The sequence below is a fragment of the Algoriphagus sp. genome (assembly GCF_024305035.1).
Lineage (GTDB): Bacteria > Bacteroidota > Bacteroidia > Cytophagales > Cyclobacteriaceae > Algoriphagus.
This window is the reverse complement of the sequence record NZ_JAMWZB010000001.1, coordinates 231,612-244,945: the sequence shown is the minus strand read 5'-3', so window position 1 is coordinate 244,945 and position 13,334 is coordinate 231,612. Positions and strand designations below refer to the sequence as shown.

At 41.4% G+C, this 13,334-nt stretch carries 13 protein-coding genes; all 13 read left to right on the top strand.

The features are described from left to right. Nucleotides 1–140 precede the first annotated feature (140 nt). The 13 genes from Q0L00_RS01065 to Q0L00_RS01005 all read left to right on the top strand — a co-directional run bounded on the left by Q0L00_RS01065 (nucleotide 141) and on the right by Q0L00_RS01005 (nucleotide 13,333). Entirely contained in the window at nucleotides 141–1,634 is a 1,494-nt protein-coding gene (locus Q0L00_RS01065; RefSeq protein WP_297334997.1) for a glycoside hydrolase family 32 protein, read from the top strand. 60 nt (nucleotides 1,635–1,694) lie between these two features. Beyond that, nucleotides 1,695–2,042 (top strand): hypothetical protein, encoded by a 348-nt coding sequence (locus Q0L00_RS01060; RefSeq protein WP_297334996.1) that lies wholly within the window; start codon nucleotides 1,695–1,697, stop codon nucleotides 2,040–2,042. A 69-nt stretch (nucleotides 2,043–2,111) separates the two neighbouring features. Then, nucleotides 2,112–2,603 carry a hypothetical protein gene (locus Q0L00_RS01055; RefSeq protein ID WP_297334995.1) on the top strand — a complete coding sequence of 164 codons (492 nt, stop codon included), beginning with the start codon at nucleotides 2,112–2,114 and terminating at the stop codon, nucleotides 2,601–2,603. Nucleotides 2,604–2,749: 146 nt separating this feature from the next. Beyond that, a complete protein-coding gene (locus Q0L00_RS01050; RefSeq protein ID WP_297334994.1) occupies nucleotides 2,750–3,184 on the top strand; it encodes a (4Fe-4S)-binding protein in 435 nt (144 codons plus the stop codon). A gap of 15 nt (nucleotides 3,185–3,199) precedes the next feature. Beyond that, nucleotides 3,200–3,763 (top strand): NAD(P)H-dependent oxidoreductase, encoded by a 564-nt coding sequence (locus Q0L00_RS01045; protein WP_297334993.1) that lies wholly within the window; start codon nucleotides 3,200–3,202, stop codon nucleotides 3,761–3,763. Continuing rightward, nucleotides 3,760–5,634 (top strand): monovalent cation:proton antiporter-2 (CPA2) family protein, encoded by a 1,875-nt coding sequence (locus Q0L00_RS01040; protein WP_297334992.1) that lies wholly within the window; start codon nucleotides 3,760–3,762, stop codon nucleotides 5,632–5,634. The genes Q0L00_RS01045 and Q0L00_RS01040 overlap by 4 nt, the downstream gene beginning before the upstream one ends. Before the next feature lie 240 nt (nucleotides 5,635–5,874). After that, on the top strand, nucleotides 5,875–7,287 hold the full coding sequence (locus tag Q0L00_RS01035) for a hypothetical protein (RefSeq protein ID WP_297334991.1): 1,413 nt from the start codon (nucleotides 5,875–5,877) through the stop codon (nucleotides 7,285–7,287). After that, a complete protein-coding gene (locus Q0L00_RS01030; RefSeq protein WP_297334990.1) occupies nucleotides 7,287–8,882 on the top strand; it encodes a glycosyltransferase family 2 protein in 1,596 nt (531 codons plus the stop codon). Before Q0L00_RS01035 ends, Q0L00_RS01030 begins: the two co-directional genes overlap by 1 nt. Beyond that, nucleotides 8,879–10,024 carry a glycosyl hydrolase gene (locus Q0L00_RS01025; protein ID WP_297334989.1) on the top strand — a complete coding sequence of 382 codons (1,146 nt, stop codon included), beginning with the start codon at nucleotides 8,879–8,881 and terminating at the stop codon, nucleotides 10,022–10,024. The genes Q0L00_RS01030 and Q0L00_RS01025 overlap by 4 nt, the downstream gene beginning before the upstream one ends. 273 nt (nucleotides 10,025–10,297) lie before the next feature. Next, on the top strand, nucleotides 10,298–10,546 hold the full coding sequence (locus Q0L00_RS01020; protein WP_297334988.1) for an acyl carrier protein: 249 nt from the start codon (nucleotides 10,298–10,300) through the stop codon (nucleotides 10,544–10,546). A 65-nt stretch (nucleotides 10,547–10,611) separates the two neighbouring features. Beyond that, nucleotides 10,612–11,289: a CAP domain-containing protein gene (locus tag Q0L00_RS01015; protein WP_297334987.1), complete on the top strand. Its 678-nt coding sequence runs from the start codon at nucleotides 10,612–10,614 to the stop codon at nucleotides 11,287–11,289. A 76-nt stretch (nucleotides 11,290–11,365) separates the two neighbouring features. After that, nucleotides 11,366–12,121, top strand: a complete 756-nt coding sequence (locus Q0L00_RS01010) for a hypothetical protein (protein WP_297334986.1) — start codon at nucleotides 11,366–11,368, stop codon at nucleotides 12,119–12,121. Nucleotides 12,122–12,310: 189 nt separating this feature from the next. Continuing rightward, the gene (locus Q0L00_RS01005; RefSeq protein ID WP_297334985.1) at nucleotides 12,311–13,333 is read left to right on the top strand and encodes an MBL fold metallo-hydrolase; all 1,023 of its coding nucleotides are present in this window, start codon (nucleotides 12,311–12,313) and stop codon (nucleotides 13,331–13,333) included. Nucleotide 13,334: the final 1 nt, after the last annotated feature.

Sequence of the window (13,334 nt, the reverse complement as noted above, 5' to 3'; positions counted from 1 at the left end):
CTCTGGATGATGAGTACCGATCTAAAGTCCTGAAAATCTAAAAGCGATTTCCCTGGAGGATTCCCCAGCTTTTAGGTGGAAATAGTCAAAGAGAATGAAATCAAAACCCTATTTTTACATCAGCTATTGAATTCTCTTTTATGCCTCCATTGATGAAAAATCCTGCGCTGATCCTGTTCCTTCTTCTGCTGAATTTAGCCTGCCAAACGGCTCCTGAAATTGAGTTCGAGTCTTCTCAATCTGAGAAATTTAGACCTATCTATCATTTTACACCTCCCTCTGGTTGGATGAATGACCCTAATGGAATGGTCTTTTATGAAAATAACTACCACTTGTTTTATCAGCATTTTCCAGATTCAACGATTTGGGGGCCCATGCACTGGGGACATGCCATTTCGGATAATTTGATCGAATGGAAGCACCAGCCCATCGCCATCAATCCGGATACATTGGGGTACATCTTTTCGGGTAGTGCTGTAGTTGATGCGGGAAACAGTTCAGGACTGGGAACGGAAGAAAATCCACCATTGGTCGCTATTTACACCTATCACGATATGGAGAGCGAACAGTCAGGCGATTCCGATTATCAATCTCAAGCAATCGCCTATTCATTGGACCAAGGCAAAACTTGGGAAAAATATGCACAAAACCCGGTGCTGCCCAATCCGGGAATTCGAGATTTTCGCGACCCGAAAGTAAGACCCTGGACATTATCCAATGGGCAGACCGGTTGGCTTATGACCTTAGCTGTATCGGATCGAATCCAGTTTTACAGTTCAGCTAATCTTCTTGAATGGAAATTAGAAAGTGAGTTTGGCCAGAATCAAGGGGCCCATGGAGGCGTCTGGGAGTGTCCAGACCTGATCCCAATGATTGCCCCGGATGGTTCAAAGAAATGGATACTCCTAGTCAGTATTAATCCGGGTGGTCCGCAGAAAGGCTCAGCAACCCAATATTTTATCGGAGACTTTTTAGAGGGTAAATTCTCACCCGATGATCAACTCATTCGCTGGCTTGATTACGGACCGGACAATTATGCCGGAGTAACTTGGTCCAATGTATCCAATCGTCACCTTTTCATCGGCTGGATGAGTAATTGGCTCTACGCACAGGTGGTACCGACAGAAAAATGGCGATCAGCAATGACAATTCCCCGCGAGCTCAGTCTGTTTGAGGTTGATGGAACCTTACTGGTCAAATCGGCCCCTGCTGCGGAAATAACCCAACTTAGAACGTCTTCTTTTGAATTGGATGATTTTGAGTCAAATTTGCCCTCCGAGGCGGTGGAAATTAGCGCTGAAATTGAGAAAGAAGAAACGTTTTCCATTTTATTGGAGAACGACCTAGGCGAAAAGGTCCTGATCACTCGAGACAACGGCTTAGTCAGTGTGGATCGAAGCTTGGCAGGTAATTCAGATTTTCATCCTGATTTTGCAGCAGTGCATTCTGCACCCATGAGTTGGGAGGCAAAGACGGTTCGGCTATTTTTGGATGCCAGTTCTTTGGAGCTTTTTATCAATGATGGGGAGGTAGTACTCACCTCTACGCTTTTTCCAACCGAGCCTTGGAAAAAGATTCGGTTTTCAGAAAATTTGGCAAAAATCAAAATCCATAATTTGACTGAAAAGAAATAAATCCTTTTGGCAATCCATTCCGTAAAAAGCATTATTCTTGCCTAAGAATTCAATCAATCGGTGAAAAGCAAACTTCTATTTTTCTCCTTCCTCCTGTCCCTGGGATTCAGTTGGTTTTCATTTTTTATTCGGTTTGATTCCGGTCAAGACCAATCCAAAATTGAAGAAAGCTCACTCTCAGAGCTTTCCACATTTTATTTTGATTTAGGTCTGGTATCGGAGGGAAATTCAAGTTTTGAAATCCCCCCCTTTAAGGTGGATTGGGTACAGGATGGAAAAATCAATTCAATCTGGTCATCGGAGATTTTTCGGTATCAAAAACTCGCCCACTCCTTTTTTTGGACCTCCGGGTCGAGTCCCCTTTTTGATGTCAAAATCCTTTTTGAGCAATACTTCTACACCTGGTAAGTAGCGCAAATTTTTCCGTTGCCACTCGGCAAACTTGTGCATTCTACAACTTACTAATCAACAACAAACATGATAGACATTGATTTGGCGAGCCTTTTGGTGTCCGCCTTCTTTCTTATGGCCTTTATTGCCCCATTTGCAATTCAACGAATAAAACAAAAGCAACTGACAAAAAAGCAAGACTTGAGCTTTCTTGAATTGGCTGGAAAAATGAATCTTACCCTAACCAAAACTGAAAAGTGGAGAAACCATTATCAAATTGGGCTGGACCAAGCAAAAAAAACACTGGTTTATGCGCGATTTGGGGACTTTCCTTGTCAGGATATCATTGATCTCAAAACTGTAAAATCCTGCAGTATTGATTCACAAATCCGAAAGGTAAAATTAGGAAATGAACAGGTAATTGTTACCGATTTTCTTGCCCTAACCCTGCACTTTAGAAATCCTGAGCAGGCGAATAAAAACCTGGAGTTTTTTGACTCGGATCAGTTTCCAGACATGATGGGAGAAAAAGTTTTGGTTCAAAACTGGAATCAATTGATCAACGAGGAGCTTCATTAAGAAAAAGGGCTGTACTGTATTTCTCTTCCATTTAAAATCAGTACAGCCACTTTTTATTTCTTCAAAAAATAACCACCCTAACCAGGGTAAAAACCACCAGGTTTAAATATTTTTTGGTAATATACATCAAGAAAAACGCTTGAGAAATGGAAGAAAAAAAAATCAAAAAAGAATATTCCAACGGTGAAGTAGTCGTCACTTGGGAGCCTCACAAATGCATTCATTCGGAAAATTGTTTTAAGGGCCTTCCCACAGTTTTTAACCCCAATCAAAAGCCATGGATCAAGGTTGAGGCCGAAACTACCGATCGGATTGTAGAACAAATTAAACAATGTCCTTCGGGAGCTTTGGGGTTTTACTATGAAGGTCAAGAAGAAAGCGGAGAAAACGAGCTTGACTCGGAATTACTGGTAGAAGTAATTCCAAGTGGTCCATTAATGGTCTATGGGAAGCTCCAGGTCAAACTGACTGATGGGAGTACCAAGCCCCAATTTAAAGTCACTGCATTTTGCCGATGCGGCAAAAGTGAAAACAAGCCATTTTGTGATGGTACGCATAAAAAAATTGGATTCACTGGATAAACTTATTTAACACCTATGCGCAAAATTTTGGTACTTTTTGCTCATCCCAAATTTGAGCATTCCGATGTTCATTCCAAATTATTAGCAGCTATTGCTGGATTAGAAAATGTCCTGGTTCGGGACCTGTATGAGCTGTACCCTGATTTTCAAGTTCAGGTACAGCCCGAGCAAGAAGCGCTTTTTGATTCCGATGTGATCATATGGCAACATCCGATTTATTGGTATTCCTGTCCCCCACTGATGAAGCAATGGATCGATTTGGTTCTGGAATACGGCTGGGCATATGGCAAGAATGGAACCTATCTAAAAAACAAATACATACTCAATGCAGTCAGTTCCGGTGGGTCCACAGCTGTATATTCGTCTGGTGGCCGGAATAGATTTACCCTGGATACATTCTTGAGGCCATTTGAACAAACAGCCTATCTCTGCAACATGCGCTACCTACCTGCCTTTCACGTTGGCGGCACTCACAAAATCGACGCCCTTCAACTCAGCCGAAAGGCTAAAGAATACCGGGATCTGATCCTGACGCTCCGAGACGAAGAAATCACCTTACCATTTGTTCAGAAGTCATGACTGGATTTTTATTAAGCGCCATTATTTTTATTTCTGCAGCTATCCTCTTTGTCCCGATTGCCAAAAAACTGGGAATGGGCTCTGTATTAGGATATTTAATTGCAGGAATTGTCATAGGCCCCTATTTATTGGGTTTTATCGAAAGTGGAAATCAAGGACAAGACATCATGCACACCACAGAATTTGGTGTGGTGATTATGCTTTTTTTGATCGGTTTGGAACTGGACCCAGAAAACCTTTGGAAGATGAGAGATCTCATTCTTCGGGTAGGTTTATTTCAGGTAGTACTGACTGCAGCCTTACTCTTTGGGGTGGCTGTCTTTTTGGGTATCGATTGGAAAATCAGCCTAGCCATCTCCCTGTCTATGGCTCTTTCTTCTACTGCCATTGTTCTTTCTTCCTTGAAGGAAAACCATCAAATGGGAAGTCCAGTGGGAAAAATGTCATTCGGCGTCCTGCTCATGCAGGATATTGCTGTAATTCCAATTTTGGCCATCATCCCCCTACTGGCTACAGTTACAGGGGAATTAGGAGCTGAATCTCATGGCGAAAATGGTTTGATTGAAAGTCTCCCAACCTGGGCACAAACCCTTTCTATTTTTGGAGCCATTGGACTTGTGGTTTTGTTGGGAAAATATGGCTTTGGCCCACTGCTCAAGTGGGTTTCCAAGACTCATCTACGTGAACTTTTTACCGCTTCTGCCCTCTTGATCGTATTCGGAATCAGTTGGCTCATGCAAGTGGTCGGGTTGAGTCCGGCCTTAGGAGCCTTTATTGCCGGGGTAATATTGGCCAACTCTCCCTATAGACATGCGCTAGAATCAGATTTGGAGCCATTTAAAGGACTGCTTTTGGGGGTATTTTTTATGGCTGTGGGAGCGACGATCAATTTTAATTTAATACTGGCAGACCCGTTGACAATTTTTTCGATCACCTTGGGAATCATGCTGATCAAGACGCTGGTCCTGTTGATGATCGGAAAACTCCGGAAGCTTTCCGTGGGTCAAAATTTAAGTTTTGCAATTGGCCTTTCTCAGGTTTCAGAATTTTCCTTTGTCACCTATGCGTTTGCACTCCAGTTTGAAGTGATTGATCTTGGTCTTTCAGATCAATTGATGGCAATTACTGCCTTGACCATGACATTTACGCCATTGGCCACTCTGGTTTTGGATAAATTGCTTATCCCCAAATTAGAAACCGGAGACCCCGCCACTGGAAAAGAGGAAGAGGTCATCCATGAGAAAAATCAAGTTATTTTACTTGGTTTTGGAAACTTTGGTAGTACCGTGGGAAGATTCCTGAGAGCCAATGGCGTGGAATGTACCATTTTGGATTATGATCCAGATCGCATAGATTTTTTGAGAAAAATGGGATTTAAAGTCTATTTTGGTGATGGGTCGCAGGTCAATGTACTCAAAACAGCCGGAGCAGAGGAGGCAAAAATTTTGGTTTCGGCAATCGACACTCCTTCGCAAACGCTACAAGTAATCGAGATCTGTAAGGAGCATTTCCCGCATTTAGAGGTATTGGTACGGGCCAAAAACCGCTATGATGCCTATGAATTAATGGAAAATGGTGTTCGAAACATTTATCGAGAGCACCTGGATACTTCGGTACGGATGGGTGAAGATGTCCTGCGGAAAATGGGATTTCGGGCCCATACCGTACATCGTTTAGCTGCCCAATTCAAAAAGTATGATGAGGAATCTCTTCAGATTTTGGTGAATTATAAAAATGATGAAAATGAGTACATCCAGAATGCTAAAAAACATATTGAACAGCAGGAAAACCTACTATCGGGGGAATTGATGAAAAAATTCTCCCTAAATGATCATGCCTGGGATTCAGATTCTTTGAAGGAAGATTCGTAAGGATCACATTCTTAAAATAATTTAAGTATTTTTAAGCGAATTCACCCATAAATTCTACCTCACTTCTTCCTAATCAGTTTGAAATCGGGGTAAACAAAGCTGTACTTACTGCTCCATTCAATGCCTTGGATTAAGCTAATTAATCTTCACATTATCATCACTTTATGTGTTTTCACATATAAAAATACTTATGCTCAAAATTCAGATTTTTTTCAAAAAATAACTCAAGCAGACCATCTTTTGAATCAAGGTCAAATTCAAGAAGCGATCCAAGAATTATCCAATCTTAAAAATCTCGGAATCCCAAATGAAGACCTGAGTAGACTATTGGGAAAGGCATACTATTGGTCCAAAGATTTCCAAAAAACAAAAGATTTTTTTGAGCAGGAAATTCGATCAAATCCAAATTTTCTTCAGCTTCAACTGGATTATGCTCGGATTCTCTATGAATTCCAAGATTGGAAAGTTACCCAAGCACTCTTGGAAACGCTTGATCCAAAACTCCCGAAACATCCAGAAATAAACCAAAAATTAGCTGAAATCAACTATTGGACCGGAGCAAGTAAACAAAAATCCTTGGGCTATTTGGAGGTGATTTTATCCGAGTATCCAGACCATCCATCGGCCAAGAAATTGAAGGAAGAAATTAAGCTGCAAACTTCTCCTACTCTTGCAATTGAATCGGGCTTTTATTCGGATTCCCAACCCCTTGGTTACGGGATGATTGGAGGAAAATTCACGGATTATCATTCTTCGAAACTCCAGCCTTTTATTCACCTTGAAAACCGATTTTACAAAGAAAATCAACGGATCAGTCGATTGGAAATGGGAAATAAATTCGCTTTTCTCCAAGCCAAAACTACCTTATCACTATCGGTTGGATTGGTTCAAAATAGTCGATTAAATGCATTGAATTTCACTTATGAAGCCTCCTTAGTCCAAGGATTGGGAAATGGATTTTATGCCGGTGCCGCTCTGGGCAAAGAACCTTACTTGTACACTTTGGCAAGTTTGAAGGAGGCCATCAGTCCCAAATTAGCTCAGATTAGTCTTGAGCGTAAATCTGAAAATTCTTGGATGGGAAAATTTCAGGTAAATCAACGAACATTTGAATCGGATAATACACTTCAAATGCTCAGCTTGTGGGTTTTATTCACAGTATTAAAATCAAATAACATCAATTTTTGGCTAGGTTATTCGGGTACCTTAGCAGATACGGATAGCGTACGATTTAAATCGAATTCTATGCCTGATCCGCCTACTAGACCGAGTTTTGGCGAACTCATCCCCGGAGCTTATCATCCTTATTTCACTCCGATCAATCAATCTATTCATGGCGCCTTAGCGAAAATTTCATTGGATTTAGGAGAAAGACAAACCATCAGCATCACGGGTAATTATGGGGTATTTGCTCAACTATCCAATCCCAATATTTATTACTTCGGGCCTGAAACCCCGGGAAATGCTCCTATTCAAGCAGAAAATATGGTCCTGCTTTTCAATCAAGAAATGTATAATCCTTACGATTTGAAATTTGAATATTCCCATTTCTTTTCCAAGCGAACCAGTTTACACTTTTGCTACCACTATCAAAAAACTATTTTTTTTGATAGTCAAACTTTAGGGTTGAATCTTAATTTCAAACTTTACTAATGGATCCGATTTTTCCAAAGCAATTCTGGAGTACGAGTCAAGCGAAAAAGGTGGGATCCCTTCAAAAGTTAATCCTCGTCAGCTTAGTGATTTCCGGGATTGTTTCCATTTTTAGGTTTGGGGATTGGTGGTTTCGGGAAGAACACTTGGGCAATCTTGTCCTATTTGTGATTTTATCGGTCACCCTTTGGTATGGCATGCTCCGATTGATTACCATTTGGATTAATTATTTGGGAATAAATAAACCAGAATTTAGGGAGGCCCCCAATGGGCTTTCCGTAGCGATTTTTACGACCAGTTCACCCGGTGAGCCCTTGTCCATGTTTGAAAAAACACTGAAGGCCTGCTCTCTTATCCATTACCCACATACCACGTATCTACTTGATGATACACAAGATCCTCGCTTTCGTGAGGTAGCCGAAAAGCACGGAGCCGTCTGGTTAGAATTGGTTGGTTTACCTGGAGCAAAGGCGGGAAAAATTAATGCCGCGCTCAATCAAACCTCAGAAGAATTTATCTTGGTTTTGGATCCGGATCATGTCCCCTTTCCAAATTTTCTGGATCAAACTTTAGGGTTCTTCTCTGATCCAGAAGTGGGTTTTGTCCAGGTTTCTCAAGGCTATTACAATCAATACCGATCTTTTACCGCAAAAGCAGCAGCCGAGCAAACCTACACTTTCTATGGTCCCACCCAGATGGGAATGGATGGCTACAACTGTTCAGTAGCAATCGGTGCAAATTGCACTTTTCGTAGAAAAGCACTGGAATCAATTGGAGGTCATGGCATTGGCTTAGCCGAGGATTTGGTAACTTCCATCCGGATTCATGCGGCGGGTTGGAAATCCATCTATTATCCGGTCATCGTGGCAAGAGGCTTGGTTCCTGAAGATTTTGGATCTTTCTGCAAGCAGCAACTCAAATGGGCCAGAGGAGTGTATGAAGTACTTTTTGATGAATTACCGCGATTAGTTGGGAAATTAAGCTTTTGGCAAAAACTCTCCTATTTCACAATCGGTACTTATTATCTGGAGGGATTGGTTTCGGTGGTTTACCTCTTGATTCCTTTTCTCTTTTTTTGGTTTGATTTGCTTCCTGCCAAAATGCATTTTGTTGAGTTTTTGGAGTTTGGTTTTCCTGTATTGTTTTTCTCAACCGTCATCTATGTCTACGTCCAGCAGTGGCTCTGTTTTCCCAGTGATGAATCCGGGCTTCATTGGCGGGGAATGGTAATGAAATTCGCTTGTTGGCCCGTTTACCTCATGGGATTTTTGCTCGCCTTAGCCAATAAAAAAATCCCCTATATTCCTACGGCAAAACAATCGGTAAGAGGAAAAATTTCGCCGTTTGCCAAACCGCTATTAATTCAGGTGGTCGCCTACCTAATTACGGTGATTTATCTGATTTATTCCCGTAAGTTTAATTTGAGTGAGCTGGATCTGATCGAAACTGCTGAAATCACCTATGGCATGCTCGCCTTTGGGACGATTCCATTTTTGATGGCTTTGCTAGGACTTTATTCAGTATGGGAATCGAGTAGATTGAATCCGGAGAGCCCTTGGGAAAAAATTCCAAAAAACCTTGACCCGAAACCATGAAATCACCAATCAAACGAATAGTTTCCTTCTTTTTTGTATTGGCGATCGCCATGATGCTAATTTTGGGAATTGCTTTTGTCGGGAAGGAATCAAGCGGACCTATTGAAGATTTTTTCCAAAAAGTCAGCAGTTCAGTATCCAAATTGGAGGAGGATTATATTCTCAAAAAACGAAGCGAAACTAGAGCAAGTAAATTAGATTGGTTGGCAGCCTACCAGCAAAATCCTAATCTGCTTAAAAATCCCGATTCTATTTTTCTTGGCGCTTATGATAATCAGGCTATTCCTTCATTTCAGCCGATCATCGATCTGGAAGACAGTTTAAACTTAACTTTTCCCATTATCCATTTTTACACTGCTTGGGGCAGTAAACGCGAACAACGCTTCCCCATTGAACAAATTCGGGCAATTACCACGCTAGGCTCCATTCCCCTGGTGACTTGGGAGCCTTGGTTAAATGATTTTTCAGAAGAGGATTTCCCAACTTCAGCTTCGCCTGAAGATCGGAACAAAAGCGGCTTACAGGATATTGCAGCGGGACTTTATGATCTATATTTAACCCAATGGGCAAGGGATGCTAAAAATAGTCAAACGACAATTCTTTTGCGAATGGGACATGAAATGAACGATCCCTATCGGTACCCCTGGGGACCTCAAAATAATCAGCCTGAAGACTTTATCGCCGCTTGGCGTCATGTAGTCGATTTATTTCGGAAGCAAGGAGCCGATAACGTACTTTGGGTTTGGGCCCCACATTTGGCTTATGGTTATTTTAAAGAGTATTATCCTGGGGAGCAATACGTAGATTGGATCGGTACAGGAACACTCAATTACGGCACAGTAGCCCCCTGGAGTCAATGGTGGAGTTTTGATGAAATATTTGCCAAATATTATGAGGAGTTTGCCGCTTTTAAAAAACCCATTCTCTTGGCAGAATTTGGATCTTTGGCCGTAGGCGGAAATCGTCCCGCATGGTATGGTAAGGCCTTTAAAGATTTTCCACACCGTTTTCCACAAGTAAAAGGTTTGATCTTTTTTCACAATAAAAATGATGCGACCACGACCTTTCAATCCTTGAATTGGTACCTCATTCAGGATACCGAAACCCTCACTGAAATTAAAAAGCAATTACACACCTGGTAAACCCATCGATTCAAAATTCGGCAAAGACGTAGGATTTGTTTTTGGATTTTTTACAGTGGTTTATTTGGTTCTATAGGAGAAAAAGGCTTGGATATGGAAAGGAAATTTGGATTTTAATCAGATACTATTCATTTCTTTACCTAATGTGAAAATCAGACTTTTTTTACCCGCTTTGCAACCATTTTAAATTAATTCAAGTTTAACTCAAAATGAATTCTTTATGATTTCGTTATTCCCTCAATTAATATATCTGATAGCTACAAAATTTCTGACATGAATCAGCATTTTTCAAAAATAAAAAAAGCCGTGGAGGTGTTTCATTCCTATGGGATCTATGTCCATGGACCAAGAAAAAACGACCATTTCATTCAAAAATTAAACATGGACCCTATTTTCGTTAATGGACTGATTTTTGAGTTGGAGTATCAACTACAGGTAAACCTTCAGGAAGAAAAAATCCAAAATGCGGGAACCCCAAAGGACTTGATCGATTTGTTATTGGACCTACCTCGAGACAATTAATTGGAGTAAGGATACACTAAAAGGTGCTTTTGAACGTCTCTTTTTTGGAATCGAATAGAGAATAAATGAAGCCTTTAATCCCGATCTGTTTAACATTTCTTATCCTACAAGAAGTATTGGGCCAAAATTGGAGTTCCCAAAACTATCAGAACCATACTTGGGAGGATTTTTTTCACCAAAATCAAGTGCTTCAGTACATCAATTACCGAGACATTGATTACGGGCTATTACATGCTGCTCTATTTTATGCCACCAATGAACAACGCAGTAAACATGGACTCAGTCCGCTGAAATACTCTTTTCGTATCGAACAACTTGCTGCCTCCCATGCCTCAGATATGGTTACCTACAATTTTTATGGGCATTTCAGTACCATCAGAAATAAACGGTTACTTCGGGATCGATTTCAAATAGTAGGCTTGAACCCCAGTCAAATTGCAGAAAATATTAGTAGCACTGCCGGGCTGGATTACGACTATGGTCGTCCTGTTGGCCCTCCTTTATCACCCGGTGATTTTTATTACCGTAACTCGAGTCAAACCGAACCGGTTCAGCGGCATACCTATGCAAGTTATGCCAGAGAAGTTGTCAAACTTTGGATGGATTCTCCCGGACATCGGGCCAACATCCTGAGTCCAACTTTTCACTACATGGGTGCAGGTTGTGCGGTTTACCCGGAAAAAAATCTCTTCAATATGCCTTATTTTATCAATGTTCAGTGTTTTAGCACCGATGTGAATTGAAACAAATACGCCATATGCCTTATTGATAGAGAGCTGAAGTAGTTGGAATTTTGGATTGATAACCAACCTCAGTCCTATGAAAACTAACCCCTATTCTTTTCTTATCCTTTTTGCCCTCACTTCGTTTTGTTTCAGTTCGTGCACGGATGCAGATGAAAATCCCCAAGAACAACAAAATACGAACCCTCTTCCAGACTTCGGAGATGCCGATGGAGTGATGGCTGCAATCAAGGCTAAATCAAATCTTCCCGCCGGAACCCCTTCCATACCCGGAATGGCCGATGTACTGGTCGATGTTGCCAATGCTAATTTTTATTCATCCCCAAGCGGAGGAAGTTTAGTGAATGTGGGCAGGGTGAGTCTCAACGAATTTGAACTCCAAAATGTAGGAGGGAATGCTTACCTTAATAATTTTTCGGATATCACGCTGGAAATCACGCCTGGACAAACCAATACTTGGACAGTGGATGGAGCCAATGGATTTTCAGGATTTACCTATACCACTACCAAACCGATGCCCGGGGTGGTTCGATTTCAATCCAATGTCCCGGAAGAATTCGACTTAGGCTCGGGAGTAGAATTGAGCATTCAACAAATTCCGTCTGGAGTAGATAACCTGCTTTGGGTCATTTCTGACGGCAATCATGTAATCACCAAAGAAGGGCGTTCCACCTCAATCACTTACTCAGAAAGTGAGCTTAATGAACTATCCGCTTCCAATAACGCGCTGGTGCAAGTAGCTGCTTACACTAGCGAAAGTCAAAGGTTTGGAGGAAAAAAAATCTACTTTATCAATGAAACGGTGGATAGCAAATTTGTAACCTTAAAATAAATCAATAGCTTTTTAATGGGTCGATCCTGTTTTATGGATCGACTTTTTTATTCCCTTTGAAACCACTTTGTAGGCACGGGAGTTATATCCTGTAAATTCCTTCATCCATTGAAAGTTTCCGGCCGCTCAAAATCAAAAATTATCCTCATTCCCCTTGTCGCATTGGGTCTGTTATTTTCCTTCTTTTTTATGCCAAGCAAAGAAACCAGCCTTAACTACACTGAAAACCCATCCCTCTCCTACACTGCTGTTCCCGAAGACTGGAAGGGTACGCCACAATTAAGCGATGGCACCTATCAAAACCTTTATTATCCCTTTGAATCGAGTCTTTGGGAGGTTTTGAAATGGAAGTTGTCTAAAAACCCCTATTCAGATCAAAAGAAAAAGGATGATCGAACCCTTGAGATTCAACCCATGAAGACATTTCAACCTAATGGAAAGGATCAATTGATTTGGTTGGGCCATGCTTCCTTTTTGATTCATCTAAATGGAATAACCCTGATTACAGACCCGGTGTGGTTGGACAATTGGGTGCTCAAAAGAAACAGTGAACTACCCATCGATCCCAAAGAGCTAAAAAATATCGACTACATTTTAATTTCCCATGATCACCGAGACCACTGTGATGAAGAAACAATCAAACGAATCACATCACTCAATCCGGAGGTAAAGATTTTAGCCGGATTAAATATGAAACCGCTCATTCAAGATTGGACGAGCAATTCAATCTCCATCGAAGAAGCCGGTTGGTTTCAGCAATTTAACACGGGTTCAGACTTGAAAATTACGTTTGTCCCTGCCAGGCACTGGTCCAGAAGAGGCCTTTCGGATACCAATCTGCGACTTTGGGGAGGTTTTTACCTTGAAACAGCAGCGCAAAGCATTTATTTTATGGGAGATTCGGGCTATGGGCCCCATTTCAAATTGATCAGTGAAACCTTGGGATCTCCCGATTATGCCCTGATGGGAGTCGGTGCATTTCGACCCGAATGGTTCATGAATGCCGCCCATACCAATCCGCAGGATGCTGGAAAGGCATTTATCGAAATGAAAGGAAAACACTTCATTCCCATGCATTTTGGCACCTTTGATTTATCCGATGAACCACTTTTGGAGCCTCTCGATATTTTGACCCAATCACCCAAACTCACTGATCATCGTTTAATAACTCCTATTTTGGGTGAAAATCTATTTCAGAATCCGACCCCATAAG

Excerpts from the sequence above, each read along its gene's own strand:
- Q0L00_RS01025 (WP_297334989.1), top strand. The coding sequence starts at position 8,879 with ATGAAATCACCAATCAAACGAATAGTTTCCTTCTTTTTTGTATTGGCG.
- Q0L00_RS01050 (WP_297334994.1), top strand. The coding sequence starts at position 2,750 with ATGGAAGAAAAAAAAATCAAAAAAGAATATTCCAACGGTGAAGTAGTC.
- Q0L00_RS01045 (WP_297334993.1), top strand. The coding sequence starts at position 3,200 with ATGCGCAAAATTTTGGTACTTTTTGCTCATCCCAAATTTGAGCATTCC.
- Q0L00_RS01030 (WP_297334990.1), top strand. The coding sequence starts at position 7,287 with ATGGATCCGATTTTTCCAAAGCAATTCTGGAGTACGAGTCAAGCGAAA.
- Q0L00_RS01020 (WP_297334988.1), top strand. The coding sequence starts at position 10,298 with ATGAATCAGCATTTTTCAAAAATAAAAAAAGCCGTGGAGGTGTTTCAT.
- Q0L00_RS01040 (WP_297334992.1), top strand. The coding sequence starts at position 3,760 with ATGACTGGATTTTTATTAAGCGCCATTATTTTTATTTCTGCAGCTATC.
- Q0L00_RS01065 (WP_297334997.1), top strand. The coding sequence starts at position 141 with ATGCCTCCATTGATGAAAAATCCTGCGCTGATCCTGTTCCTTCTTCTG.
- Q0L00_RS01010 (WP_297334986.1), top strand. The coding sequence starts at position 11,366 with ATGAAAACTAACCCCTATTCTTTTCTTATCCTTTTTGCCCTCACTTCG.
- Q0L00_RS01005 (WP_297334985.1), top strand. The coding sequence starts at position 12,311 with ATGCCAAGCAAAGAAACCAGCCTTAACTACACTGAAAACCCATCCCTC.
- Q0L00_RS01055 (WP_297334995.1), top strand. The coding sequence starts at position 2,112 with ATGATAGACATTGATTTGGCGAGCCTTTTGGTGTCCGCCTTCTTTCTT.
- Q0L00_RS01015 (WP_297334987.1), top strand. The coding sequence starts at position 10,612 with ATGAAGCCTTTAATCCCGATCTGTTTAACATTTCTTATCCTACAAGAA.